Source organism: Pseudarthrobacter sp. LMD1-1-1.1 (genome assembly GCF_040676255.1).
Lineage (GTDB): Bacteria > Actinomycetota > Actinomycetes > Actinomycetales > Micrococcaceae > Arthrobacter.
On sequence record NZ_JBEGHP010000024.1, the window covers coordinates 265,855 to 289,030 of the forward strand.

Genomic DNA, 23,176 nt, shown 5'->3' on the forward strand with positions numbered 1-23,176 from the left:
ACGAAGGAGCCAGCAATGCCCGCAGTAACGGTGAAGGACCTGGAGTCCAAATCATTTGACCAACCGGACGAAAAGCGCCGTCCGCCCAAGACGCAAGTAGACGTGGTGAACATTGGTGGCGCCACCCTGGGCCGGTTCACGTTTGAGCCCGGCTGGCGCTGGTCAGAAACCGTCAAGACGGTTGTCCATACGGACAGCTGCCAGAACAATCACCTTGGTTTTTGCACCTCCGGCACCCTGACCGTCCAGCTGGACAACGGAACCGGCATGACCATCCAGTCCGGTGACGCCTACTCCATCCCGGCCGGCCACGACGCCTGGGTGGAGGGCGATGAGACGTTTGTTGGCTACGAGGTCATGAGCGCGGCAGAGTACGCCAAGCCTGCCTGACCCTTGGGTTCCACCCCTATCGCCAGGAAAGGGAGGTCCGGCAGGGCCTCCCTTTCCTGCTGCCGCGGCCCTACCGTGGAGGGAACGCAACGATCGGAGAGCAATGAAAGTCACCGTCATCGGCGGCAGCGGCCACATCGGTTCGTTCCTGGTCCCCCGGCTGGTCCAAGCCGGCCACGAGGTCACCAACATCAGCCGCGGCACCAGCAAGCCGTACACAGAGGCACCGGAGTGGCAGCAGGTGCAGCACGTCACCGCGGACCGGCAGGCAGAGGACCAGGACGGAACCTTCCCTGACCGGGTGGCCGCCCTCAAGCCGGACGTCGTGGTGGACCTGGTCTGCTTCACCCTCGAATCGGCGGCTGCGCTGGTGCAGCGGCTGCGGGGCGAGGTGGGGCACCTGCTGCACTGCGGCTCCGTCTGGCGGTACGGGCAGAGCCTGAAGCTGCCCATCAGGGAGGGATCGGATTCAGCCGCACCGCCTTTTGGCGAATACGGCGTCCAGAAAAACAGGATTGCCCTGATGCTGCAGGAGGAAACCGCCAGCGGCGGGCTGGCCACCACGTCACTGCACCCCGGCCACATTGTCGGGCCGGGCTGGCAGCCGGTTGGTCCGCTGGGAAACCTTGATCCCGCCGTCTGGCAGACGATCTCTGCAGGCCAGCCCCTCCGGATTCCCGGCAGTGGCACGGAGCTGATGCACCATGTGCACGCCGATGACGTGGCTCAGGCGTTCGAGAAGGCGATTGCCCGGCGGGAGGCAGCCACCGGTGAGGACTTCAATATCGTTGCCCCCACGGCGCTGACGGTCCGCGGTTATGCGGACATCGCCGCCGCCTGGTTCGGGCACGCGGCTGTACTGGAGACGGTTCCCTGGGACCGCTTCCGGGAGAACACCTCCCGCGAGCACGCGGATGCGAGCTGGAACCACCTTTACCGCAGCCAGTGCTTCAGCATCGAAAAAGCGGCCTCCGTGCTCGGCTACGCGCCGCGGTACGAACCGGAGCAGGCCATCTTCGAATCCATCCAGTGGCTCGTTGACCACGAACAGCTGCACGTCGCCCGCCCGCTCGGCGTCCCGGCCGGCTGAGCCCCGAAACCCTACCGGCGCAGGCGCCGCAGCCGGGCCACCAGGGTTGCAGCGAGGAGCGCCGTCCCCAGTTCCAGGGCAACAACCAGCAGCAGGTCCGTGCTGCCCGAACCACCAACAGCGGACGACGACGGCTGGCCGCCATGGGCGTGCCCGGCACCACCGGCGGCCAGCAGCAGGACGGCGTGCAGGGCGGCCATCGCCACGGCCGCAGCGGTGACCTGGTGCAGTGCGGCCACCCGGCTGTGCCGCCAGATATGGACCGTGCAGGGAACGCAGACGGCGGCGAGTGCCAGCATCAGGACGCTGAGCCATGCGCCGTGGTGTCCCGACGCCGCCAGTCCCACGTGGGCAACGCAGGAACCGGCGGTGGCCACGGCGACGACGCGGGGATGCAGGACGGGACCGTTGGCACGCAGCCGCCCCGCCGCCGTCGGACGCCCTGCCGTGGCGGGGACGAGGCTAGTGGCAGCCACCGCTGCCGCCCTCGGTGTGGCAGGAGGACGCCTGCTGGTTCGGGTTGGCGGGAACGTCCAGAACGGGGCTGCGGTCGAAAAAGCCCTCGGGACGGAGCTTGAAGCCCACGGTGTCCACGGGCATGATGGGCCAGTCCTCCACCCGGGGGAAGTGGGTCAGGCCGAAGGTGTGCCAGACGACGATGTCCTGGCCGTCGATGTCCCGGTCCTGCGCCACGTAGGCCGGCAGGCCCGCGCCGCCGGCGTGCTGGTTCACGAAGTCGCCCGTGGGGTACTTCTCGTCCTCGGCGTACCGGGTGACCCACAGGTCCTTGGTGGCAAAGGCGGCGCGGCGGGCGATGGAGGAGTCCGGGTCCGCGAGCAGCGTGGGCTGGTTGTGGGAGTGCAGTTTATAGCCCACGGACTCCCCCAGCCGGTTGCGGGATTCCGGGTTGGAGATGATCCAGGTCCGGCCGGCGCGGGCGTCGGCCTCCCGGACGCCGTCGGATTCGCGGGCCAGGAGGGTGCGCTTGCGGGAGAAGGCGTTGCCGCGTTCGTTGCCCGGCCCCATCGCCTGGCGGACCACGTCCTCTTCCTCCACCCGGTTGGTGAACCCGTCGATGGCCATGTCCAGCCGGGCGCTGAAGAGGTGCTGGTGGAAGGGTGCGCCCAGGCCGGGCGCGAGCTGGGAGATGTTGTCCGAGCCGCCCTCGGGGAAGGCCGAGGTGAAAACGATGCCGGTGGCTTTGGCCTCGAATTCGATGGTGCCGTCCAGGTAGAGGTACCAGTAGAAGCCGTAGTCGTAGTTGCCGATCGTGGTGAAGAAGGAGATGACCAGGCGGCGGTTGCGGCGGGTGTAGGTGACGCCGCTCCAGAGGTCGGAGTGCTTGGAAAGGATGCTCCAGTCCTCCTCGTGCATGCAGATGCCGTTGCGGATTTCCCGCGGGTTGCCGAACGCGTCGCTGATGACCGGGCTGAGGTAGGTGATCTCGCCCAGGCAGTCGCAGCCCAGCTCCAGCGAGTTGGCGTACTGGCCCACCAGGTATTCGCCGGTGTCGAAGTAGTTCTGCCAGGACCGGATGGGCGAGGGGTCGCCGTAGGGCACCACCATTTCGGCAATGGACGCACGGTTGATGATCTGCCGCTTCCGGCCGCCGTCCTGGAAGGCGAGGTTGTGCAGGACCACCCCTTCCCGGACATCGAAGCCGACGTCCACGCTCCACTTCTCCCATTCCACATGGTTGCCGCCGGTGACGGTGAAGCTGGGCCCTTCCGGCTGGGTGATGCTGATGGGCTTCTGGGTGTCGCGGACAGGCCCGGTCAGTTCCGGATCGGTGTAGTTGCCGTGCTCTGCCGGGATGGGCATCACGCCGAGGTCGATGACCTGGGTGACTTCCTTGCTGACCACGTCCACATAGGCCACCAGCCCGTCCACCGGGTGCGCCCAGGCACTGTCCTCCGGGAATTCCTGCACGAACGCCAGGCCGCGGAGGATGCGGCGGCCTTTCTCCTCACCGTATTCGAAAACTCCGGCCGAGAGCGGCGCAACGCGGACCTTCTCGACCTTGAGGCCCCTGTCGGCGAGCGCCTTCAGCCAGCGGTCATCGGCGGCCAGGAGGGATTCCACCACGTCGAATTCCTCCTCCAGGACCGGCAGTTCGCCGGTCACCGCGGTGTCGAGTTCGACGGCGGAGAGCACCTTTTGCTGGGTAATGGAGACCACGACGTCCCGCGGCGCAGCCCCTGAGACGTCGTGGATGAAGACCCGGAAGCGCCGGTCCGCCTGTGGTTCCGTTCCCCGGGCCGGATCCAGCAGGCCAAGGTAGGCGATGCGGTACTGCGGTTCCAGGTGGCCTTCAGACTGCAGGATGGCGCGGACGTCAAGGATTTCCTCCGCCGCTGCCAGGCGGAAGGCCGATGCGGTTTCGGTTGGTGCAAGAGTCATGGGAAGAGCCTTTGTCCGGGCCGTCGCCGGCCACTGGTTTATTTTCTATAGTTGTAGAGAATAAACGTCCGTAACATGGCTCACAAGAGTCTGAGCGAAATATTTCCGGGGAGTGGCCGCGGTGCCGAAGATAGTTGACCATGACGAGCGCCGCCTGGAACTCGTGGATGCCACCTGGCGGATCATCGCCCGGCAGGGCCTTGAGGGCGCCACCATGCGCGAGATCGCCACGGAGGCAGGCTTCGCCAACGGCGCCCTGAAACCCTACTTCCCCACCAAGGACACCCTGCTCGAATTCGCCTTCAGCCACGTGTTCAACAGGACCAACCAGCGCATCGCAGAGGTCACGGCCGGGCGGACAGGCCTGGACGCATTGCGGGCCTTTTGCCTCGAGGTCCTCCCCCTCGACGACGAGCGCGTCAACGAGGCACGCATCGTGGTCCCGTTCTGGCAAAGGGCCATCAATGACCCCCGGAAGGCGGCGATCCACCAGCAGTCGATGAATGAATGGCTGGTGGCAATCCGCCGTTTCCTGGCAGAGGCGAGGGATAGCGGCGACGTGCGTGCCGCCGTCGACGATTCCGTCCTTGCCGGGCAGCTGCTGAACATGCTGCTGGGGGCCCAGATCGAGGCGGCCCTTGCACCTGCTGGCCAGACGGACTTTGGGCACGCGGCCCAGCTGGAGGGCTATCTTTCCCTCCTGGGCAAAATTCCCGGCCGGAAATGAGCGCCAAACTCGAAAGTATGCTTACTATTGAGGGGTCAGGTTCTGGCGGATGCCGGAGCGAGCACGAACTGTAAGGAGCATCTCCATGGGTTTGGATGACAAGATCGGCAACGCTGCAGAGAAGCTCGGCGGCAAGGGCAAGGAAGCTGCCGGAAACGCCACGGGCGACGAGAGCCTGAAGGCTGAAGGCCAGACGGACCAGGCAAAGTCGGACCTCAAGCAGGCCGGCGAGCACGTCAAGGATGCCTTCAAGAAGGACTAGACAACGCTCGCATAATGGGTGCAACTCCAGCCGGAGTTGCACCCATTGGCGTTTTCAGGGCCGGTCCCGCATGTCCCGCAGTTCCTGCAGCAGCTTCAGCTGTTCGGCGTTCATGTTCATGAGCATCTCGATCTGCGCCGCGGCCCGGACATCAGTTTCGTAATCATGCTGCGCCATGGCCGAGGCAATGGCGCCCTGGCGCTTGGCTGCAATGAGCAGGATGGCGCCCTGCAGTCCGGCCAGCATGGACAGGAAGAGGTTCAGCAGGATGTAGGGGTAAGGGTCCTAAGCATTGGTGGCGAGGACATAGGAATTCACCAGGGCCCACAGCCCCATGAAACCCAGGAACATCCCCACAAAAGGCCAGCTGCCCATGCCGTTCCGAAGGACGTCAGCAGCCTTGTCGCCCGTACTGAGGCCTTCTTTGTGCCGCCGGTGCCAGTTAACTCTTATCTCAGCCATGGGCCCAGAATAGGCCCGCTTAGTGGATCAGCCCTGACACCAGGTTGATGGTGGTGGCCAGGACGATGGCACCCAGCAGGTAGGACAGCAGCGCCTGGCGCAGGACCGTGGAACGGATGGCAGTGGTCTTCAGGTCGGTGTCCGATACCTGGAATGTCATGCCCACGGTGAAGGCCAGGTAGGCAAAATCCGAGTACCGGGGCTGGCTTTCCTCATTGAAATCCACTCCCGTGCCGTCGCGGTAGTAGGTGGCTGCATAGCGGAGGGTGAACAGGGTGTGGACCAGGAACCATGACAGGGCAATGCTGCCCAGCGCCATGGCCACGGTGGCGTCCTTGGCTCCGCCCTGCTCACTGGAGGCATCGAGCAAAATCAGGGCGACGCCCGCAAAGCTGGCCACGGTGGCGCCCAGGACCAGCGCGTCCGAGAAGACCCGGCCCGGATCCTCCCGCCGCGCATGCGCAGCGGTGGCTGCAGGGCCCAGGCGTCCGATCACGCTCCAGACCCAGATGAGGTAGGTGGCCGAGGCGGCGGCCCAGCCGAGGGCCGGGGCATACGTCCAGGTGCCAAACGTGCCAACCGCCAGCGCCGCCACCAGGCCGACGGCGATCATCACCAGCAGGCGGAGCCGGGAATGGTGGGCGCGGGAGTTGAAGTTCCGGTGATGGTCGCCGGTAGCCGTCATGGACTTCATGGCCCGATCATGGCACGCGAGGCTGGGCTGCGGCTGGAAAGGCAGTTCTTCTTATTTTCGCCAACCGTTGAAAAAAGACCGGTGCGGCGCTAACCTGAAGGGACTGTGTCGCAGGACACAACCCGGGGGAACGTGAAGTGGCCATCCGTCGCGAGGAACATCATGCCAGCAGCTGCAGCAACCGGGGCAACAGCCCGGACCCCACGCCAGGACCTCAGCTCCAGCGTTGCCACGTCGTTCGACCACTGGAAACACCTGGTGGCCGAATCCTTCGTGCCCCTCACCGCACGGACGGCCGATGTGGAGGGCTTCCAGGGCCGCATGCGCTCCCGGGTGCTGGACCGGATGTCCATCGTGGAAGTGACCGCCACCTCCCACGAGGTCCACCGCACCCCCGCGCTGATCGCCCAGGCCCATGAGCGCTATTTCAAGCTGAACCTGCAGCTGGAAGGCACGGGCCTGCTGATCCAGGACAACCGCGAAGCCGTCCTGCAGCCCGGCGACCTGGCAATCTATGACACCAACCGGCCCTACACCCTTGCCTTCGAGGACAGCACCAGGATCATGGTCCTGATGTTTCCCTGCGACGCCCTCTCCCTGCCCGTGGACTACGTAGGGCAGCTCGCCGCGGTGCGCATGGGCAGCGGTGGCCTCAGCGGAATCGTGGGCCAGTTCATTCGCGAACTGTCGGCGAACCTGGACGTCCTGAACGGCCCCAGCGGATCGCGGCTCGCCACCAACGCCCTGGACCTGGTGTCCACCATGCTGCACGCGGAAATGGACATCACGCCGGACCGCATGAAGCCGCAGGCACTGCTGGCGGTCTCGGTCCGCGAGTACATCGAGGCCAACCTGGCCGATCCCCTGCTGTCACCGGCAAGCATCGCCGCCGCGCACTTCATCTCCACGCGGCACCTGCACAACGTCTTCCACGAGTCGGGGACCACCGTAGCCAGCTGGATCCGGACGCAGCGGCTCGAAGGCGCACGCCGCGACCTCCGCGACCCGCTGCACGCCGGGCAGTCCGTTGGCACGGTGGCTGCCCGCTGGGGGTTCCTGGATGCCGCCCATTTCAGCCGCACGTTCCGGGATGCCTTCGGGGTCTCGCCCAGCCAGTGGCGGCGGAGCTCCTGAATTCACGCCCCGGCTAAATCAGCCCCTGCGCCAGCATGGCATCGGCCACCTTGACGAACCCGCCGATGTTGGCGCCGAGCACGTAGTTGCCGGGTTCGCCGTACTCCTCGGCGGTGGCGGCGCAGCGGTCGTGGATGCCAACCATGATCTCCGTGAGCCGCTCCTCCGTGTGCTCGAAGGACCACGAATCACGACTGGCGTTCTGCTGCATTTCCAGGGCCGAGGTTGCCACGCCGCCGGCGTTGGCGGCCTTGCCCGGCCCGAAGAGGACGCCCGCCTCCTGGAACACCGCAACAGCGTCACGCGTGGAGGGCATGTTGGCGCCCTCTCCGACGGCAACCAGGCCGTCTCGGATCAGGCGGGCGGCAGCGGCGCCGTCGAGCTCGTTCTGCGTGGCGCAGGGAAGTGCCACCGTGGCGTCGACGTCCCACACCGAACCGCCGTCCACGTAGGTAACGCCGCCCCGGCGTTCGGCGTAATCCTTCAGGCGGCCGCGCTGCACTTCCTTCACCTCACGGAGGAGCGCGACGTCGATGCCTGCCTCGTCCACCACGTAGCCTGACGAATCGGAGCAGGCCACCACCGCTGCACCGAGGGACTGGGCTTTGGCGATGGCGTTGATGGCCACGTTGCCGGAGCCCGACACCACCACGCGCTGGCAGTCAAAGGACGTGCCCCTGGTTTTCAGCATTTCCTGGGTGAAGATGACGGTGCCGAGTCCGGTGGCCTCGGGCCGGACGAGGGAGCCGCCCCAGGAGATGCCCTTGCCGGTGAGCACGCCGGATTCGTAGCGGTTGGTGATGCGCTTGTACTGGCCGAAGAGGTAGCCGATCTCGCGGCCGCCCACGCCGATGTCGCCGGCCGGGACGTCCGTGTATTCGCCGATGTGGCGGTAGAGCTCGGTCATGAAGGACTGGCAGAACCGCATGACTTCGGCATCGCTGCGGCCGCGGGGATCGAAGTCGGAACCGCCCTTGCCGCCGCCGATGGGCATGCCGGTCAGGGCATTCTTGAAGATCTGCTCGAAGCCGAGGAATTTGACGATGCCCAGGTAGACGGACGGGTGGAAGCGCAGTCCGCCCTTGTACGGGCCCAGCGCGGAGTTGAACTCCACCCGGAAGCCGCGGTTGATTTGGACGCGTCCGGAGTCGTCCGTCCACGGCACACGGAAGATGATCTGGCGTTCGGGCTCGCAAAGGCGTTCCAGGATGGCAGCCTCGAGGAATTCCGGGTGCCTGTCGTGGACCGGGCCCAGGCTTTCGAAAACCTCCACCACTGCCTGGTGGAACTCCGCTTCACCGGGATTCCGCGCGAGGACGGTGTCCTTGATGGCTTCGAGCCGTGCGTCCATGAACTGTTCCTTACCTCTGAGCCGAAACGAGGGACAGCGCAAAAGCAACGTCGCCCCATAGGTTTACTCTTCAACTTATCGGATTACGACCGGGGAGCAGTAGGCGGGTGGGTCAGGTTCGGCTAATCTCCGTAATGTGACACAGATATTCCACATTGCGATAGTTTTGGCGCATCCCTCCTGCACACCGGAGACGCGCTGATGCCCTTCATTTGCCTGCTTCTCTCCGGTGCCGCGCTGCTGGTCAATGGGCTGGCGACGCTGGGGCGTCTCCCCCGCCGCGACGCCGCCACCTTCAGCCTGCTGCTCGGCGGCACCCAGCTGGTGCTCGGCGTCGTCCATCTTTCCACCGGCAGTACCGGCACTGAACACCTCCTGACGGCCGCCGGCATGTTCCTGTTCGGGCTGACGTACGCCTATGCCGGGCTGGATGTTTTGTTGGCCCTGGGTTCGAAGGGCCTGGGCTGGTTCTGCGGCATGGTGGCGTTTTTCGGCTTGCTGCTGGCGGGCGCGTGGATCGGGACGGATCCGCTGCTCGCGGTGCTCTGGGTGTGCTGGTCAGTGCTGTGGGGGCTGTTGTTCGCCTCGGCCGCATTCGGCGCGGTGCGGTTGGAGCCGTTCACCGGCTGGGCCCTGGTCCTGGCCAGCCAGGTCACGGCAACCTTTCCGGCGTTCCTGGGCCTGTCCGGCGCGTGGCCCCGCAGCGACTGGGCGGCATGGCTGGCAGCCGCCTTCCTGGCCGGACTGTTTATTGCGGCACGCGTGCTGGCCCGGCGCGGACCTGCCAGTCCGCGCCGGGCCAGTGAAGGGGAAGCCGTGAGCGCTAGGTAAGCGCGTGTCCCAGGGTGGCGGCGTGGTGCCGGCGCTCGATGGCGGTTTCCACCAGCACCCCTGCCACGAAGACCACGGGGACCGCGGCGAGAAGGGCGATGGCTGTTTCCGCGCTGCCGCCGATCAGGGCCGTGAAATTGCTGACCACCAGGAACAGGACCCAGGCGAGCAGCACCGTTGCCAGGACGGGGGCGATCCGGGTCTGCCACAGCTGCGCCCCCGCACGTTCGCGGCGGAAGAAGCTGACCACCGCCACCGAGCACAGCATGTAGAGCACCAGCAGTGCCGCCACGGCCAGGCCGCTGAACCAGGAGAAGAGGGTCAGGACCGGGTCCAGGGCCAGGATGGCGAAGGGAAGCACCAGGACGACGGCGGTGGCGGTCTGGATCCAGGCGGCAAAGGCAGGGGCACGGTGCCGGTTGGTCCGGGCCAGCACGGCGGGCATGGAACCACGCAGGGCCAGCGAGTGCAGGTAGCGGTTGATGCCGTTATGGAAGGCGATGATGCCGGCGAGCAGCGAGGTGACCAGCAGGATGCCTGCCACCACGCCCGCCCATGGTCCGAACAGCTCCACCATGGGACCGAGCACGAAGGACGTGGCGTCGCCTGATTCGAGGGCTGCCCCGGCGGCGTCCATGACCTGGGACGGGCCGTAGTAGCTGACCAGCATCCAGGAGATGAAGGAGAAGAAGACTGAGATGACGCCCACGGACAGGTAGGTGGCCCGGGCCACCGTGCGGTGCGGGTCCTTGGCCTCGGCCGAATAGATGGCCGTGGATTCGAAACCGAACATGGAAGCCACGGCGAACATGATGGCTACGCCCGGCGCTCCGGCCCCAATGGCCTCGGGCGAGAAGGACGCGGCCACGCTGATGCCTTCCGGGCCGCCGCCGTGGAGCAGGACGGTGAAGCCGAACAGCAGCAGGATGGCCACCTCGAGGCCCACCAGCAGGGCCAGCACGCGCGCACCGAGTTCGATGTTCAGGGAGCCCAGCACCTGGACGCCGGCCATGGTGGCCAGGGCGAGCAGCCACCACGGAACCTCCAGCCCAATCGAGGCGAGCAGGCCCGAGAACGCCGCACCATAGAGCCCGTACATTGCGGCCTGGACGGTGTTGTAGGCCAGGAGGGCCAGCCAGGCGGCGCCGGCGCCGGTTTTCCTGCCGAACGCTGCAGTGACGTAGGCGTAGAAAGCGCCGTTGGCCTGGATTTTGCGGCTCATCGCCACAAATCCGACGGCGAAGATCACGATGACGATGCCCACGATCAGGTAGGCGCCGGGTGCGCCGGCACCGTTGCCGAGCGCTGCGGCCAGCGGCGAGGCGCCCACGATCCCGGTGAGGGGTGCCTGTGCCGACAGGACGAAGAAGAGGATGCCCAGGACGCCGACGCTGCCGGCGCGCAGTGCCGTTGAATGCTCCTTGGCCGGAGCGTCAGTGGTCCGGGGCTCGGAATTCGAAATACTCATTTGATCCTTCTTAACGGTCATGAGTTCGGGAAAATTGCTGTGGAATCCAGCTTGGCAGCGGGGCACCGAACCCCTTTGTCCACCAGCGACGAGTTGTTGTTTGTCAGCGCAGTGCAGGATTTTGCGGCACTGGTTCCTGGGCGGCCGGGCGGGCGGCGGAGCGGGGGCCAAGCAGCGACGCGGCGGCCTGCGCCGCTTCCATGCCGCTCTCAATGGCACCGTCGATGAAGCCGCCCCAGCCGTTGGCAATATCGGAGCCGGCAAAAAGGACGTTGCCGTGCCCGGACTGCATCGCGGCCAGGTGGTCGCCCAGGAAACCCGTCCGGTGCATCGGCCAGGTCTCTCCCGCCAGCGGGTCCGCCACCCAGTCATGGGTGGCCACGTCCAGCACGTCAACGCCGGGCACCAGCCGGGCCAGCTGCTCCTGGACTGCCGCTGCGTCTGACGCATCGATTCGTCTTGCGTCGGGGCCGAAGCCGACGACGATCGTGTCGCCGTCGAGCGTGTACTCCACCTGGAAGAAGTTCAACGGCCAGTCCGCCTTGCCCAACGCCACGAACGGCGCGTGCTCACCCCGCAGCCGGATCCACACCTTGACGCCCTTGGACACCTGTCCGCGCTTCGCGGCTTCCGTCTTGGCCGGCGGCAGCGGCGGCTGGAAGTCGATGGTTCCCAGGACGGGAAGGGGGACCGTGACAATGGCGGCCCTGGCGCTGATGGTCCGGCCGTCCGCGCTCCGCAGGGTGACGCTCCCGCCGTCGTCCGTCATGCCTGCGACAGTTAAGCCGTAGTCGACGGCGGCACGGGAGTCCTCAAGGATGGCCTCGGCGAGCGCGGCGGTTCCGCCCTGGATCTTGTACGTGGCGCAGGCTTCGAAGTTGACGGCCCAGTCACCGTTGGTCAGGGCCACCCAGCGGAGGGCCTGGGTCAGTGCCGCGTCCTCCAGGGGGCCGTTGAAGTTCAAGGTCCAGAAGGATTCGAGGATGGCCCGGGCGTCGCCGGCGGGAAACTGTTCCCGGATCCGGTCCTGCACGGAGATCTGGTCGATGCCCTTGAAGGCATCCGTCGCCAACGGCCTGAACGGTTCGGGGAAGTAGGTCCGGGACTCTTTGGTGAATTCGCCGTTGTGCCGGCCGATCACGTCAAGCAAGGCTCCGGGGTCGCCTTCCCGGCGGCCGCCGTCGGCCCACCAGAAAGCCCGCTGCGGCTCAGGGCTGGCGACGGTTCCGATGCCGTACCGCTTCAACTCCGCCCAAATGTACGGCTGGGTCCAGTGGACCCACGTGCCGCCGATCTCCAGGTCGCGGCCCAGCCGGTGGTCCAGCCAGGTCCGGCCGCCGATGCGGTCCCGCGCTTCAACGAGGCGGACCGCCAGCCCACGACGGGTGAGTTCGCGGGCGGCGGTGAGGCCGGCAAACCCGGCACCCACGATGACGACGTCCAGGTCCTGCTCCACGGCGCTGTTGTGCTGTGCCATCCCCGGACCCCTAGGAGTAGACGAAGAATTCGACGGTGGGGGCCAGCACAGCCCACCTGGTGCGGGCGCCCTTATTGAAGGAGGCGGCGCCGCCGGCGGTGAGGTCATAGCTGACGCCGCCCTCCACCTCGATCCGGAGGTGGCCTTCGATGATGTGGATGGTCTCATCGGCTTCCATGACGAGATTGAAGGGTTCGGGGGCTTCTGTGGGATTGACGTGCCAGTAGCCGCAGGCCAGCGCAGGCCTGTCACCTTCGCCGAAGCGGCGCACCCACTGTACTTTGCCGAGTTCGAAGGGCTCATTCCTGCCGGGGTCAAGGGAAGCGGACGCGGTGAAGGACGGGGTGGTGGTCATGGGTACTCCAGAGGGGAAGGCGCGGCAGGGGAACGGTCACGCCGCGGGATGTGTGAAATGGCGGCGGTCCTGTGACGGGCATCACCGCGTGGAAGCAATCTAAGCAATTGCTTAGTTTTAAGTCAAGGGCTGCTTTTTGCCTGGCGGCGGATGGCTAGAATCGGGCTATGACCGCTTCCGCCGCCCGCACCGCCACGCCCAAATATGGCAAGGGCCGCGAAGCCCTGCTTCGGGCGGCGGTGGATGTGGTGGCGCAGAAGGGCCTGCGCGGACTCACGTACCGTGCGGTGGCCGAGGCGGCGGGCGTCAACAACAGCCTGGTCGCCCACCATTTCGGGACCCGGGACGCCCTGATCGAGGCAGCGCTCCTGTGGTCCTCGGAGCAGTCCATCGGCGCGTCACGGCTGCGGGAAGCAGCCGAAAACGGCGGGACTTTCACGGAGGCGCTGCTGGAGCTGCTGCTTGAAGATCCGGGGCTGCAGGTGTTCCAGTACGAGATGATCCTCGAGGCCCGGCGCCGCCCGGAGCTGGCGGGACCGGTGGCCGCGCTGTATGAAAGCTATGTTGGTGCGCTGTCGGAGGGGCTTGAGGCTTTCGGCTTCCAGGGTGACGTCCGCGTGGTGGCCCGCTCGCTGTTCGCCGCGCTGGATGGACTGGTGCTGCAGTACCTGGCGGGCGTGGGGCGGGAGGAGATCGCTGCCGCCCTGGAGGAGGTGCACCAGGCGGTTCTCCTGCGGAGGGGAGCACAGAGCGGCTAGAAACCTCCGGGAACAACAAAGCGCGGCCGGCCACCCTGGGGGCAGTCGGCCGCGCTGACAGTATTCAGTTGGGTCGGCTTACCGGAGCACCACGGTGCGGTTGCCCTGCAGGATGACCCGGCCTTCGCAGTGCCACTTCACGGCGTTGGACAGGGCCTTGCATTCGGTGTCGCGGCCGGCGGCCACCAGGTCCTCGGGCCCGTAGGTGTGGTCCACGTCCACCACTTGCTGGGAGATGATGGGCCCTTCGTCCAGCTCGGCGTTGACGTAGTGCGCGGTCGCACCGACCGTCTTGACGCCGCGGGCGTAGGCCTGGTGGTACGGCTTGGCACCCTTGAAGCTGGGCAGGAACGAGTGGTGGATGTTGATGGCCCGGCCGTCCAGCTTGCGGGTCAGGTCGTCGCTGAGCACCTGCATGTAGCGGGCCAGCACCACCAGTTCGACGTCGAGCCCGTCCACGAGTGCCATCAGCGCGGCTTCCGCTGCGGGTTTGGTGTCGGCAGTGACCGGGATGTGGTGGAACGGGATGCCGTGCCACTGCACCAGTGCCTCGTGGTCCCGGTGGTTGGATACCACCGCAACGATTTCCACCGGCAGTTCTCCGATGCGGGCCCGGAACAGCAGGTCGTTGAGGCAGTGCCCGAACTTGGACACCATGATCAGCACCTTGCGCTTGGACCCGTGGCGTTCCAGCTGCCAGCGCATGCCGAATTTTTCGGCCACCGGGGCGAAGGAGGTCCGCATCTCCTCCAGCGTGGAATCGTCACCTTCGGAGACGAAGTGCACGCGCATGAAGAAGTGGCCTTCGGAGCGCTCACCGAACTGCTTGTTATCGATGATGTCGCAGCCGTGCTCCAGCAGGAACCCGGAGACGGCGTGCACAATGCCGGGCCCCTCGGGGCAGTCCAGGGTCAGGACGTGTTCCACGGTGGTGGGCGCTTTTGATGCGGGGATATGGGTTTCAGTAACAGTCATGGCTCAGCACTCGATCACATTCACGGCGAGGCCTCCTCGGGAGGTTTCCTTGTACTTGGTTTTCATGTCGGCTCCGGTGTCACGCATGGTCTTGATCGCCTTGTCCAGCGAGACCTTGTGGCTGCCGTCCCCGTGCAGGGCCAGCCGGGCCGCGTTGATCGCCTTCACGCTGGCGATCGCATTCCGCTCGATGCAAGGGATCTGCACCAGCCCGCCCACGGGATCGCAGGTCAGGCCCAGGTTGTGCTCGATCCCTACCTCGGCGGCGTTTTCCACCTGCGCCGGCGTTCCGCCAAGCACTTCGCAGAGCCCGGCCGCAGCCATCGAGCAGGCGGAGCCCACCTCGCCCTGGCAGCCCACTTCGGCGCCGGAGATGGAGGCGTTGGTTTTGAACAGGATTCCGACGGCGGCCGCCGCCAGCAGGAAGCGGACCACACCGTCGTCGTCGGCTCCCGGAACAAACTTCACGTAGTAGTGCAGGACGGCCGGCACGATGCCCGCGGCCCCGTTGGTGGGGGCGGTGACGATCCGGCCGCCGGCGGCGTTCTCCTCATTCACGGCCAGCGCGAAGAGGTTCACCCATTCCATCGCGAGCAGCGGGTCCGCCGGTGCCTGGACGGGCGACGGCGACGCTGCCGCGGCTTCGGCGGTGGCGGCCGAGGCCGTCAGGGTCCGGAACAGGGCGGGCGCCCGCCGGGTGACGTTCAGGCCGCCGGGCAGGATGCCTTCGGCGTTGCAGCCGTTCTCCACGCATTCGCGCATGACGGCCCACAGCCCCAGCAGCTGCTCGCGGAGTTCCGCTTCGCTGCGCCAGGTGAGCTCGTTGGCCAGCATGACGTCGGAGATGGACATGCCTTCGCGGCTGCAGATCTGCAGGAGTTCGTCGGCCGTGGAGAACGGGTAGGGCAGCACGGTGTCATCCGGCACCACCTTGTCCCCGCCTTCGGCATCGCCGTCCACTACGAAGCCGCCGCCGATCGAGTAGAAGCTCCGCTCGCTCAGGACGGCACCCGTGTGGTCCAGGGCCCGGAAGGTCATGCCGTTGGGGTGCGCGGGAAGGGACTTGCGCCGGTGGAGCACCACGTCCTCTTCCCAGTTGAAGTCCACCCGGTGCGCCCCGGCGATGTGGAGTTCGGCGTCCAGCGCGGCGGCTGCCACCTGGTCGTCGGCGGTGGTGGTGTCCACGGTTTCCGGGTCCAGGCCCTTGAGCCCCAGGACCACTGCCTTGTCCGAGCCGTGGCCGCGGCCGGTGGCGCCGAGGGAGCCGAACAGTTCGGTCTGGACCCGGGCGGTGGCGGCCAGCTGGCCGTCACCCTTGAGTCCGTCGGCGAACAGCTTGGCCGCCCGCATCGGGCCCACCGTGTGTGACGACGAGGGCCCGATGCCGACGGAAAAGAGGTCAAGGACGCTGAGCGCCATCAGGGGACCTCTGGCGAGGCGTACTCCCGCATGGCGTCCAGCAGCCACCGGCCCAGGAACTCGGCGAAGGAAGCGCGGGGGAAGATCCGGAAGGACTCGTCACCGGTCTTCCACAGGATGGCAGGGATGTTCGCGATTTCCGTGGAGAAGGCGGTGCCGGCCTTGAAGACCCGCGGGTGCAGGTCCAGCGAGCAGCCCTTTTCCAGGACGGCGCGGGCCCGGGGGCCCGTCAGTTCGAACGTGGTCCGGTTGGCGGACAGGTCCACCACCTGGCCCGCGTCGCCACCCAGCGCGTCCCGGAGCGCGGGGATGAGGTCCCCGCCCAGGGATTCGTGCGCCTCGGTGGGTGCAACCACCAGGTACTCGGCGGGGCCGAGCCACAGGACGGACACGTCGCCGTTTCCCGCCACGGCACCGGAGCCGGCGGGGAGGCCGCCGGTGACACCGGCCAGGCGCTCCGCCGCGGCGGATCCTGCGAGGGCCCGGAGGCCCACCATGGTCAGGAAGGGCACCTCGGAGATTTCAACGGTGCCGGCCAGGGAGCCGGCCGCGAACTCGTCCGCCAGCTGGCGCGCCGGGCTGACGCGGGCGGCGAGGTTCTTCTCGGCGTTGGTCTTGGCGGAGGTCGGGGATGCTGCTGTTTCAGCCATCTTTACGGGTCCCTTCAGAGTCAAAAAGCACTGTTTCTGCGACAACCACGTCCACCAGCTGGTCGCCGGCGGCTGCCACCAGCGTTTCGCCGATGCGGTTGCGTCCGTTCTTGATCAGGGCCAGGCCGAACGACCGGCCCAGCGCTGCGCTGTGGTAGCTGGAGGTGACGAACCCTTCCATCGGCACGGGGCCGTAGGCGGGGTTGGTGGAGCGTCCCTTCTCCACCAGCTGGGTGCCTTCCGGCAGGCGCAGCGTGCCGTCCACGGGAAGGACGCTGACCAGGTGCTTGCGGTCCTCACGCTGCGCGTCCGACCGGGTGTAGGAGCGCTTGCCGATGAAGTCCTTGGCCTTGGAAACGATCCACTCCATGCCCGCGTCCTGCGGGGTGACGGTGCCGTCGGTGTCCTGCCCGACGATCGGGTAGCCCTTTTCGGCGCGCAGCACGTGCATGGTTTCGGTGCCGTAGGGGGTGATGTTGAACTCGGCCCCGGCGGCGGCCACGGATTCCCAGGTGTTCAGCCCGTACCAGGCCGGGACGTTGATCTCGTAGGCAAGTTCACCGGAGAACGAAATCCGGCAGATCCGGGCGCGTACGCCGGAGGCGAGGGTGGTTTCGCGGAAGGTCATGAACGGGAAGGCTTCCGCGTCCAGGCCGCCGTTGGCAGCCAGTTCGGGCGCCACCTTGGCGATGACCTCACGGGACTTGGGCCCGACGACGGCGATGGTGCTCCACTGTTCGGTGACGGAGGTGCACTGCACGTCCAGTTCCGGCCACTCGGTCTGCAGCCATTCCTCCAGCCAGTCCAGTACCTTGGCGGCACCGCCGGTGGTGGTGGTCATGAAGTAGGTGTCGTCGTCCACGCGGAGGGTCACGCCGTCGTCGAAGATCATGCCGTCCGGGGTGCACATGACGCCGTAGCGTGCCGAGCCCGGGGCGAGCTTCTTGAACGCGTTGGTGTACATCCAGTTCAGGAACTCCCCCGCGTCCTTGCCGCGGATTTCGATCTTGCCCAGCGTGGTGGCGTCCATGAAGCCCACGGATTCGCGGACGGCGGCGCATTCGCGCAGCACGGCAGCGTCCATGTCCTCCCCGGCCTGCGGGTAATACCAGGGCCGCTTCCACTGTCCAACGTCCTCGAACAGCGCGCCCTTGGCCACGTGCCAGGGGTGGATGGACGTGACGCGGGCGGGGTCGAACAGTTCGCCGCGCTGGCGTCCGGCCAGTGCCGCGAAGGCCACCGGGGTGAAGGGGGCGCGGTAGGTGGTGGTGCCGATGTCTCCGATGCCGCGGGAGGCTTCGCCGGCGGTGCGCAGGGCCGCGGCGATGACGCCGATGGCGTTGACGCCGGAGGTCTTGCCCTGGTCGTTGGCCGTGCTGATGGAGGTGTACCGCTTGATGTGTTCCACCGAGCGCATGCCGGCACCGGTGGAGCGGAGGACGTCCGCCACGGACTGGTCGCGCTGGAAGTCCACGAAGTGGTGGTGCCAGTCATCCGGGGTGCCGTTCTCGCCCGGTACCAGCCACAGCTGGCGGGTGGGGGCGGAGGCCTTCGGGTCGCCGAACACGGAGGGTTCGACGGCGGATTCGAAGCCCGTGGCGATGGCCGCCCTGGCGCCGGCGGAGATGCCCTCCGCGACGCAGTCTTCGGTGGCGAAGGAGCCGCGGCCGGCGCCAATGGTCTGCTGGGCGGGGACCTCGGTGCTGGGCACGAAGGCTGCCAGCTCCTCGTCCCAGCGCAGCTTGCCCTGGCGCTGGGAGTGCAGGTGGACCAGCGGGCTCCAGCCGCCGGACACAGCCAGCAGGTCTGCCGCGATCTGCTCGACGCCGGAGGTGAGCTCGCCGTCGTCGTTAATGCTGCGGACGGTCACGCCGTCCAGCCGGCCGTCGGCACCGGCGGAGGTGTTGGCCACCGCGCTGCCGATCAGCACCCGGAGCCCGGATTCGACGGCGGCAGTCGCCGCTGCGGTCAGGGCCGGGCGGGCGTCCACCACGGCGGCGACCTTGACGCCTGCGGCGGCGAGGTCGGCGGCGACGGCGTAGGCGCTGTCATTGGTGGTGCTGATGACCACGCGCTTGCCGGCGGCCACGCCGTAGCGGTTCAGGTAGCTTCGCACGGCGGAGGCGAGCATGATGCCGGGGCGGTCGTTGTTCTCGAACACCAGGGGGCGTTCGTGGGCGCCCGGGGCGACGACCACCTGGCTGGCACGGATGTGCCAAATCCGCTGGCGGGACACCCCTGCGGCTGCGGGGCTGGTGAGGTGGTCGGTGCGGTTCTGGACGGCGATGACGTAGTTGGCGTCGTAGGCGCCGAACGCGGTGGTGCGGTTCAGGACAGTGGACTCAGCACCGGATACCAGCTCGGCTTCGACGTCGGCCACCCATTCCAGGGCGGGCTTTCCTTCGATGGTCTCGGCAAGGCCGGGAGCGGTGGAACCGGAGAGCAGCGAGCCGCCGAGTTCGGGCTGGTCATCGAGGAGCATGACCCTGGCGCCGGTGCGGACAGCCTCGCGGGCTGCGGCGAGCCCGGCGGGGCCGCCACCGATGACCAGGACGTCGGTGTGGACGTACTTCTTGTCGTATTCGGCGCGGTCGTCCTCCGGGTCCAGCTTGCCCAGGCCGTTGAGCAGGGTGGCCTGGAGTCCGTCCACCAGGGAAACGGTGGTGGCGGGGAGCATGGATTCGGCCACGTGGCCGGGGAAGCGGGCTTCCACGCGGACCAGGGCGTTGGCCTCCTCCACCCCGGCGGACATGATGCCGCGGGGGCGGTCCTCGTAGAGGGAGTTGCCGGCGGCGATGCGGCCGTTGGCCAGCAGCGCGGAGGCCAGGGTGTCACCGGGGTGGCCGGTGAACTCCTCGCCGTCCACGGTGAAGCGCCAGGAGATGGTGCGGTCGATGCGGCCGCCGGTAGCCAGGCGGGCGTTCTGGGAAGTCACTTGGTCGCTCCTTCCGGGGCGGTGGTGCTGAGGATGCTCGTGGTGGAGGTGCTGGGTGCGGCACTTCCCGTGGTGGTGCTGTCAGGGCCGGTGCTGGCGGTCCCGGTTTCGGGCGCGCCGTCCGGGGAGCGGTCAGGCCGCTTCGCCCCCATCGGGTAGATGGCCTTGATGTCGTAGCTCACGGTGTCGCGGAGCATGTTGAACCACTGGCGGCAGCCGGTGCTGTGGACCCAGCGCTCGGCGAAGATGCCTTTGGGGTTCTCGCGGTAGAAGAGGTAGCGGGACCACTCCGTGTCGCTCAGCTCGTTGGGGTTCTCGGGGTACGGGACGTGGGCCTGTCCCCCGTAGTGGAATTCGGTTTCGTCCCGCGGGCCGCAGTTGGGGCATGGGATCAGCAGCATGTGCGTTAGTCCTTTTCTGGTGGCGGCGGCTAGTGGGCCACGGCGGCGGCGCCGTGTTCGTCGATGAGGGCGCCGGTTTCGAAGCGTTCCAGCGAGAACGGCGCATTCAGCTTGTGCGGGGCGCCGGTGGCGATGGTGTGCGCGAAGGTCATGCCGGCAGCAGGGGTGCCCTTGAATCCGCCGGTTCCCCAGCCGCAGTTCACGAACATGTTCTCCACGGGAGTGGTGCCCACGATCGGCGAGGCGTCCAGGGTGGTGTCGACGATGCCGCCCCAGGTCCGGAGCACGTGGGCCCTGGCGAAGATGGGGAAGAGTTCGACGGCGGCCGCCATCTGCTGCTCGATCACGTGGAAGGAGCCGCGCTGGCCGTAGCCGTTGTAGGAGTCCACGCCGGCGCCCATGACCAGTTCGCCCTTGTGCGCCTGGGAGACGTAGACGTGCACGTGGTTGGACATAACTACTGTGGGGTGGACGGGCTCGTGCAGTTCGGAGACCAGGGCCTGCAGGGGGTGGGACTGGATGGGAAGCTGGAATCCGGCCATTTCGGCCAGGACCGAGCTGTGGCCTGCGGCGCAGAGGCCCACCTTTTCGGTGTTGATGGTGCCGCGGTTGGTCTTGACGCCCACCACGCGGTCACCGTCCTTGAGGAAGCCGGTCACCTCGCAGTTCTGGATGATGTCAACGCCCATTTCGTCGCACTTGCGGGCGAAGGCCCAGGCCACGTGGTCGTGCTTGGCGATGCCGGCGCGGGGCTGGTAGGTGGCGCCCATGACGGGGTAGCGGATGTTGTCGCGGATGTTCAGGATGGGGCAGAGTTCCTTGACCTGCTGCGGGTCCAGCCATTCGGCGTCCACGCCGTTGAGCTTGTTGGCACCGACGCGGCGCATGCTTTCGCGCACATCGCCCAGCGTGTGGGCGAGGTTCATGACTCCGCGCTGGCTGAAGAGGAAGTCGTACTCCAGTTCCTCGGGCAGGATTTCCCAGAGCTTGAGGGCCTGCTCATAGATGGCCGCGCTCTCGTCCCAGAGGTAGTTGGAGCGGATGATGGTGGTGTTGCGGGCCATGTTGCCACCGGCGAGCCAGCCCTTTTCGAGGACGGCGATGTTGGTCATCCCGTGGTTCTTGGCCAGGAAGTATGCGGTGGCCAGGCCGTGCCCGCCGCCGCCGACGATCACGGCGTCGTAGGAGGACTTGGGTTCCGGGTTCCGCCAGAGGAAGTCCGGGTGCTCCGGAAGGTGCTGGGTGCTCACTTGGCGGCTCCAATCAGGTCTGCCTCGATGCCGGCCAGGTTGGCGTCGGCGGAAAGGTGCGGGTAGAGGGGGAACTTGCCGGCCAGGGCCGTCACGCGTTCCCGGAGTTCGACGGCGGTGTCCCCGGGGAGGGTGCCCGTGCCGGCGGAGGCAATCAGCGCCGTCGCGATGATGTCGGCAACCTCGGTGAACTCGGCGGCGCCGAAGCCACGGGCGGCCAGGGCGGGGGTGCCGATCCGGAGGCCGGAGGAGACCATCGGCGGGCGGGGGTCGAAGGGGACGGCGTTGCGGTTGACCGTGATGCCGATCTGGTGGAGTGCGTCCTCACCCTGCTGGCCGTCCAGTTCGGAGTTGCGGAGGTCCACCAGGACCAGGTGGACGTCGGTGCCGCCGTTGACCACGGAAATGCCTGCGGCTGCGACGTCGTCCTGGAGGAGTCGCTCGGCCAGCAGCTTGGCGCCCTGCAGCACCCGCTCCTGGCGCTCCTTGAATTCGGGGGCGGCAGCGAGCTTGAACGCCACGGCCTTGGCTGCCACAACGTGCTCCAGCGGACCACCCTGCTGGCCCGGGAACACAGCGCTGTTGATCTTCTTGGCGTATTCCTCCTTGGCCAGGATGACGCCGCCTCGCGGACCGCCCAGGGTCTTGTGCGTGGTGGTGGTGACCACGTCCGCGTACGGGACGGGGTTGGGGTGCAGGCCGGCGGCGACGAGTCCGGCGAAGTGCGCCATGTCCACCATGAGGTAGGCGCCCACGAGGTCGGCGATGCGGCGGAATTCGGCGAAGTCCAGCTGGCGGGAGTAGGCGGACCAGCCGGCCACGATCAGCTTGGGCTTGTGTTCCAGGGCCAGGGCTTCCACCTCGGCCATATCGATCCGGAGGTCTTCCTCGCGGACGTGGTAGGGAACCACGTTGTAGAGCTTGCCGGAGAAGTTGATCTTCATGCCGTGCGTGAGGTGTCCGCCGTGCGCCAGGGAGAGCCCCAGGATGGTGTCGCCCGGGTTCAGCAGGGCGAACATAGCGGCGGCGTTGGCCTGCGCACCGGAGTGCGGCTGCACGTTGGCGAACTCGGCGCCGAAGAGTGCCTTCACGCGGTCGATGGCCAGCTGCTCGATGACGTCCACGTGCTCGCAGCCGCCGTAGTAGCGCTTGCCCGGGTATCCCTCGGCGTACTTGTTGGTGAGCACCGAGCCCTGGGCCTCCATGACGGAGGACGGAGCGAAATTCTCCGACGCAATCATTTCCAGGGTGGACTGCTGGCGGTGCAGTTCCTGTGCCACAGCGGCGGCGACGTCGGCGTCGACCGTGGCGAGCGAGGCGTTCAGTACGTCCTGCATTGTTCTCCTTCTGAGCCCTTCGGAGTTACTGACCTATAACTGATCTGTAACTGATATATTAGAACTGTCGTAATAGTATGTTCCAGATCACTTGGACGTCAATAGCACTCCTGGGAAGGCTCGAAATGAGCGTCACATTAGAGAACCACCTGGCCGGCGACGGGGACCTCTCACTCTCCGAACAGGCCTACCGGCACCTCCGCGACCGGCTCATCATGCTGGACATCCGGCCGGGCGAGGCAATCAACGACGGCAAACTGGCCGCCGAGCTCGGGATCGGCCGGACGCCGGTCCGGGAAGCCCTCAAGCGGCTGGAAAGTGACCACCTCGTGGTGTCCTATCCCCGCCGCGGAACGTTCGCCACCATCGTCGACATCACCGAACTCGCTGACGTTTCGGAGCTGCGCGAATCCTTGGAACCTTTGGCCGCACGCCGGGCCGCGAAGCTGGCAACGCCGGCGCTGCGGGCGGAAATCCGGGAAACCGCGGCCGCGATCTCCACCATGGGCGACGACGACGATCCCTACGACCTCATGCGGTACGACATCAAGGTCCACCGGCTGATCTACCGGGCCGCCGCGAACGCGCACCTCGAGGACGTCCTGATCCGTTACGACAACCTGGCCACGCGCATCTGGTGCATGGTGCTGGAAAAGGTACCGTCCGTCGCGTCCCACATTGCCGAGCACGTTGAGCTGCTGGAGGCAGTGGCCGACGGCGACGCGGACCGGGCGGGCAAGCTCGCCCTGGAGCACGTCACCAGTTTCGAGCAGGCCATCCGGAACGTGCTCTAGCCGTCGCGTCCAACCG

24 protein-coding genes are annotated in these 23,176 nt (G+C 67.0%); 8 read left to right on the forward strand and 16 right to left on the reverse strand.

Going from position 1 to position 23,176, the window contains the following annotated elements; genetic code table 11:
- Nucleotides 1–15 precede the first annotated feature (15 nt).
- Both MRBLMD1_RS17665 and MRBLMD1_RS17670 read left to right on the forward strand, forming a co-directional pair.
- Nucleotides 16–390 (forward strand): cupin domain-containing protein, encoded by a 375-nt coding sequence (locus tag MRBLMD1_RS17665; protein WP_159630278.1) that lies wholly within the window; start codon nt 16–18, stop codon nt 388–390.
- Nucleotides 391–493: 103 nt separating this feature from the next.
- The gene (locus MRBLMD1_RS17670) at nt 494–1,480 is read left to right on the forward strand and encodes an NAD-dependent epimerase/dehydratase family protein (RefSeq protein ID WP_364401988.1); all 987 of its coding nucleotides are present in this window, start codon (nt 494–496) and stop codon (nt 1,478–1,480) included.
- A gap of 11 nt (nt 1,481–1,491) precedes the next feature.
- Here the strand turns inward: MRBLMD1_RS17670 and MRBLMD1_RS17675 are convergent, their stop codons facing one another.
- Both MRBLMD1_RS17675 and MRBLMD1_RS17680 read right to left on the reverse strand, forming a co-directional pair.
- On the reverse strand, nt 1,492–1,956 hold the full coding sequence (locus MRBLMD1_RS17675) for a hypothetical protein (RefSeq protein WP_364401991.1): 465 nt from the start codon (nt 1,954–1,956) through the stop codon (nt 1,492–1,494).
- Complete coding sequence (locus MRBLMD1_RS17680; RefSeq protein WP_364401994.1) at nt 1,943–3,880, reverse strand: primary-amine oxidase; 1,938 nt, start codon at nt 3,878–3,880, stop codon at nt 1,943–1,945. The genes MRBLMD1_RS17675 and MRBLMD1_RS17680 overlap by 14 nt, the downstream gene beginning before the upstream one ends.
- A 121-nt stretch (nt 3,881–4,001) precedes the next feature.
- On the opposite strand from MRBLMD1_RS17680, the gene MRBLMD1_RS17685 reads away from it, so the two are divergent.
- On the forward strand, nt 4,002–4,607 hold the full coding sequence (locus MRBLMD1_RS17685; RefSeq protein ID WP_364401997.1) for a TetR/AcrR family transcriptional regulator: 606 nt from the start codon (nt 4,002–4,004) through the stop codon (nt 4,605–4,607).
- A gap of 85 nt (nt 4,608–4,692) precedes the next feature.
- On the forward strand, nt 4,693–4,869 hold the full coding sequence (locus MRBLMD1_RS17690; RefSeq protein ID WP_018770044.1) for a CsbD family protein: 177 nt from the start codon (nt 4,693–4,695) through the stop codon (nt 4,867–4,869).
- A gap of 54 nt (nt 4,870–4,923) precedes the next feature.
- Here the strand turns inward: MRBLMD1_RS17690 and MRBLMD1_RS17695 are convergent, their stop codons facing one another.
- From MRBLMD1_RS17695 to MRBLMD1_RS17705, 3 genes are read right to left on the reverse strand one after another with little or no spacing between them, the layout of a single operon-like run.
- Nucleotides 4,924–5,115 carry a hypothetical protein gene (locus MRBLMD1_RS17695; RefSeq protein WP_414703711.1) on the reverse strand — a complete coding sequence of 64 codons (192 nt, stop codon included), beginning with the start codon at nt 5,113–5,115 and terminating at the stop codon, nt 4,924–4,926.
- A gap of 39 nt (nt 5,116–5,154) precedes the next feature.
- Nucleotides 5,155–5,331 (reverse strand): hypothetical protein, encoded by a 177-nt coding sequence (locus MRBLMD1_RS17700; protein WP_364402001.1) that lies wholly within the window; start codon nt 5,329–5,331, stop codon nt 5,155–5,157.
- A gap of 19 nt (nt 5,332–5,350) precedes the next feature.
- Nucleotides 5,351–6,025, reverse strand: coding sequence for a DUF1345 domain-containing protein (locus MRBLMD1_RS17705; protein ID WP_364402004.1), 675 nt, complete (start codon nt 6,023–6,025; stop codon nt 5,351–5,353).
- Between the two features lie 162 nt (nt 6,026–6,187).
- On the opposite strand from MRBLMD1_RS17705, the gene MRBLMD1_RS17710 reads away from it, so the two are divergent.
- Complete coding sequence (locus MRBLMD1_RS17710; RefSeq protein ID WP_364402007.1) at nt 6,188–7,159, forward strand: helix-turn-helix domain-containing protein; 972 nt, start codon at nt 6,188–6,190, stop codon at nt 7,157–7,159.
- 13 nt (nt 7,160–7,172) lie between these two features.
- Here the strand turns inward: MRBLMD1_RS17710 and gdhA are convergent, their stop codons facing one another.
- Complete coding sequence (gdhA, locus tag MRBLMD1_RS17715; protein ID WP_364402010.1) at nt 7,173–8,510, reverse strand: NADP-specific glutamate dehydrogenase; 1,338 nt, start codon at nt 8,508–8,510, stop codon at nt 7,173–7,175.
- Nucleotides 8,511–8,711: 201 nt separating this feature from the next.
- Here gdhA and MRBLMD1_RS17720 point away from each other — a divergent pair, with 201 nt between their 5' ends.
- Nucleotides 8,712–9,341 carry an AmiS/UreI family transporter gene (locus tag MRBLMD1_RS17720; protein WP_275180670.1) on the forward strand — a complete coding sequence of 210 codons (630 nt, stop codon included), beginning with the start codon at nt 8,712–8,714 and terminating at the stop codon, nt 9,339–9,341.
- Here the strand turns inward: MRBLMD1_RS17720 and MRBLMD1_RS17725 are convergent.
- The 3 genes from MRBLMD1_RS17725 to MRBLMD1_RS17735 all read right to left on the reverse strand — a co-directional run bounded on the left by MRBLMD1_RS17725 (nt 9,334) and on the right by MRBLMD1_RS17735 (nt 12,641).
- Nucleotides 9,334–10,809, reverse strand: coding sequence for an APC family permease (locus MRBLMD1_RS17725; protein WP_364402013.1), 1,476 nt, complete (start codon nt 10,807–10,809; stop codon nt 9,334–9,336). The two genes, MRBLMD1_RS17720 and MRBLMD1_RS17725, sit on opposite strands and share 8 nt — an antisense overlap.
- A gap of 103 nt (nt 10,810–10,912) precedes the next feature.
- Entirely contained in the window at nt 10,913–12,286 is a 1,374-nt protein-coding gene (locus MRBLMD1_RS17730; RefSeq protein WP_364402016.1) for a flavin monoamine oxidase family protein, read from the reverse strand.
- Between the two features lie 10 nt (nt 12,287–12,296).
- The gene (locus MRBLMD1_RS17735; protein WP_159630254.1) at nt 12,297–12,641 is read right to left on the reverse strand and encodes a cupin domain-containing protein; all 345 of its coding nucleotides are present in this window, start codon (nt 12,639–12,641) and stop codon (nt 12,297–12,299) included.
- Nucleotides 12,642–12,808: 167 nt separating this feature from the next.
- Here MRBLMD1_RS17735 and MRBLMD1_RS17740 point away from each other — a divergent pair, with 167 nt between their 5' ends.
- Nucleotides 12,809–13,399: a TetR/AcrR family transcriptional regulator gene (locus tag MRBLMD1_RS17740; RefSeq protein WP_307491817.1), complete on the forward strand. Its 591-nt coding sequence runs from the start codon at nt 12,809–12,811 to the stop codon at nt 13,397–13,399.
- A 78-nt stretch (nt 13,400–13,477) separates the two neighbouring features.
- On the opposite strand, the gene purU is transcribed toward MRBLMD1_RS17740, so the two are convergent.
- The 7 genes from purU to glyA are packed head-to-tail and all read right to left on the reverse strand — an operon-like array spanning nt 13,478 to nt 22,366.
- Nucleotides 13,478–14,374 carry a formyltetrahydrofolate deformylase gene (purU, locus tag MRBLMD1_RS17745; RefSeq protein WP_224023388.1) on the reverse strand — a complete coding sequence of 299 codons (897 nt, stop codon included), beginning with the start codon at nt 14,372–14,374 and terminating at the stop codon, nt 13,478–13,480.
- Between the two features lie 3 nt (nt 14,375–14,377).
- Nucleotides 14,378–15,793 carry an L-serine ammonia-lyase gene (locus MRBLMD1_RS17750; RefSeq protein ID WP_275180659.1) on the reverse strand — a complete coding sequence of 472 codons (1,416 nt, stop codon included), beginning with the start codon at nt 15,791–15,793 and terminating at the stop codon, nt 14,378–14,380.
- Nucleotides 15,793–16,443 (reverse strand): sarcosine oxidase subunit gamma, encoded by a 651-nt coding sequence (locus tag MRBLMD1_RS17755; protein ID WP_364402021.1) that lies wholly within the window; start codon nt 16,441–16,443, stop codon nt 15,793–15,795. The genes MRBLMD1_RS17750 and MRBLMD1_RS17755 overlap by 1 nt, the downstream gene beginning before the upstream one ends.
- Nucleotides 16,436–19,378, reverse strand: a complete 2,943-nt coding sequence (locus MRBLMD1_RS17760) for a 2Fe-2S iron-sulfur cluster-binding protein (protein ID WP_364402024.1) — start codon at nt 19,376–19,378, stop codon at nt 16,436–16,438. Before MRBLMD1_RS17760 ends, MRBLMD1_RS17755 begins: the two co-directional genes overlap by 8 nt.
- A complete protein-coding gene (locus tag MRBLMD1_RS17765; protein WP_224023396.1) occupies nt 19,375–19,779 on the reverse strand; it encodes a sarcosine oxidase subunit delta in 405 nt (134 codons plus the stop codon). Before MRBLMD1_RS17765 ends, MRBLMD1_RS17760 begins: the two co-directional genes overlap by 4 nt.
- A gap of 29 nt (nt 19,780–19,808) precedes the next feature.
- A complete protein-coding gene (locus MRBLMD1_RS17770; RefSeq protein ID WP_159630241.1) occupies nt 19,809–21,029 on the reverse strand; it encodes a sarcosine oxidase subunit beta family protein in 1,221 nt (406 codons plus the stop codon).
- A complete protein-coding gene (gene glyA, locus MRBLMD1_RS17775) occupies nt 21,026–22,366 on the reverse strand; it encodes a serine hydroxymethyltransferase (RefSeq protein ID WP_364402028.1) in 1,341 nt (446 codons plus the stop codon). The genes MRBLMD1_RS17770 and glyA overlap by 4 nt, the downstream gene beginning before the upstream one ends.
- A 125-nt stretch (nt 22,367–22,491) precedes the next feature.
- Between glyA and MRBLMD1_RS17780 the strand changes: the two genes are divergently transcribed.
- Nucleotides 22,492–23,160, forward strand: coding sequence for a GntR family transcriptional regulator (locus MRBLMD1_RS17780; RefSeq protein WP_159630237.1), 669 nt, complete (start codon nt 22,492–22,494; stop codon nt 23,158–23,160).
- Nucleotides 23,161–23,176 lie beyond the last annotated feature (16 nt).

Excerpts from the sequence above, each read along its gene's own strand:
- MRBLMD1_RS17665 (WP_159630278.1), top strand. The coding sequence starts at position 16 with ATGCCCGCAGTAACGGTGAAGGACCTGGAGTCCAAATCATTTGACCAA.
- MRBLMD1_RS17670 (WP_364401988.1), top strand. The coding sequence starts at position 494 with ATGAAAGTCACCGTCATCGGCGGCAGCGGCCACATCGGTTCGTTCCTG.
- MRBLMD1_RS17680 (WP_364401994.1), bottom strand. The coding sequence starts at position 3,880 with ATGACTCTTGCACCAACCGAAACCGCATCGGCCTTCCGCCTGGCAGCG.
- MRBLMD1_RS17690 (WP_018770044.1), top strand. The coding sequence starts at position 4,693 with ATGGGTTTGGATGACAAGATCGGCAACGCTGCAGAGAAGCTCGGCGGC.
- MRBLMD1_RS17695 (WP_414703711.1), bottom strand. The coding sequence starts at position 5,115 with ATGCTGGCCGGACTGCAGGGCGCCATCCTGCTCATTGCAGCCAAGCGC.
- MRBLMD1_RS17700 (WP_364402001.1), bottom strand. The coding sequence starts at position 5,331 with ATGGCTGAGATAAGAGTTAACTGGCACCGGCGGCACAAAGAAGGCCTC.
- MRBLMD1_RS17705 (WP_364402004.1), bottom strand. The coding sequence starts at position 6,025 with ATGAAGTCCATGACGGCTACCGGCGACCATCACCGGAACTTCAACTCC.
- MRBLMD1_RS17710 (WP_364402007.1), top strand. The coding sequence starts at position 6,188 with ATGCCAGCAGCTGCAGCAACCGGGGCAACAGCCCGGACCCCACGCCAG.
- gdhA (WP_364402010.1), bottom strand. The coding sequence starts at position 8,510 with ATGGACGCACGGCTCGAAGCCATCAAGGACACCGTCCTCGCGCGGAAT.
- MRBLMD1_RS17720 (WP_275180670.1), top strand. The coding sequence starts at position 8,712 with ATGCCCTTCATTTGCCTGCTTCTCTCCGGTGCCGCGCTGCTGGTCAAT.
- MRBLMD1_RS17725 (WP_364402013.1), bottom strand. The coding sequence starts at position 10,809 with ATGAGTATTTCGAATTCCGAGCCCCGGACCACTGACGCTCCGGCCAAG.
- MRBLMD1_RS17730 (WP_364402016.1), bottom strand. The coding sequence starts at position 12,286 with ATGGCACAGCACAACAGCGCCGTGGAGCAGGACCTGGACGTCGTCATC.
- MRBLMD1_RS17735 (WP_159630254.1), bottom strand. The coding sequence starts at position 12,641 with ATGACCACCACCCCGTCCTTCACCGCGTCCGCTTCCCTTGACCCCGGC.
- MRBLMD1_RS17740 (WP_307491817.1), top strand. The coding sequence starts at position 12,809 with ATGACCGCTTCCGCCGCCCGCACCGCCACGCCCAAATATGGCAAGGGC.
- purU (WP_224023388.1), bottom strand. The coding sequence starts at position 14,374 with ATGACTGTTACTGAAACCCATATCCCCGCATCAAAAGCGCCCACCACC.
- MRBLMD1_RS17750 (WP_275180659.1), bottom strand. The coding sequence starts at position 15,793 with ATGGCGCTCAGCGTCCTTGACCTCTTTTCCGTCGGCATCGGGCCCTCG.
- MRBLMD1_RS17755 (WP_364402021.1), bottom strand. The coding sequence starts at position 16,443 with ATGGCTGAAACAGCAGCATCCCCGACCTCCGCCAAGACCAACGCCGAG.
- MRBLMD1_RS17765 (WP_224023396.1), bottom strand. The coding sequence starts at position 19,779 with ATGCTGCTGATCCCATGCCCCAACTGCGGCCCGCGGGACGAAACCGAA.
- glyA (WP_364402028.1), bottom strand. The coding sequence starts at position 22,366 with ATGCAGGACGTACTGAACGCCTCGCTCGCCACGGTCGACGCCGACGTC.
- MRBLMD1_RS17780 (WP_159630237.1), top strand. The coding sequence starts at position 22,492 with ATGAGCGTCACATTAGAGAACCACCTGGCCGGCGACGGGGACCTCTCA.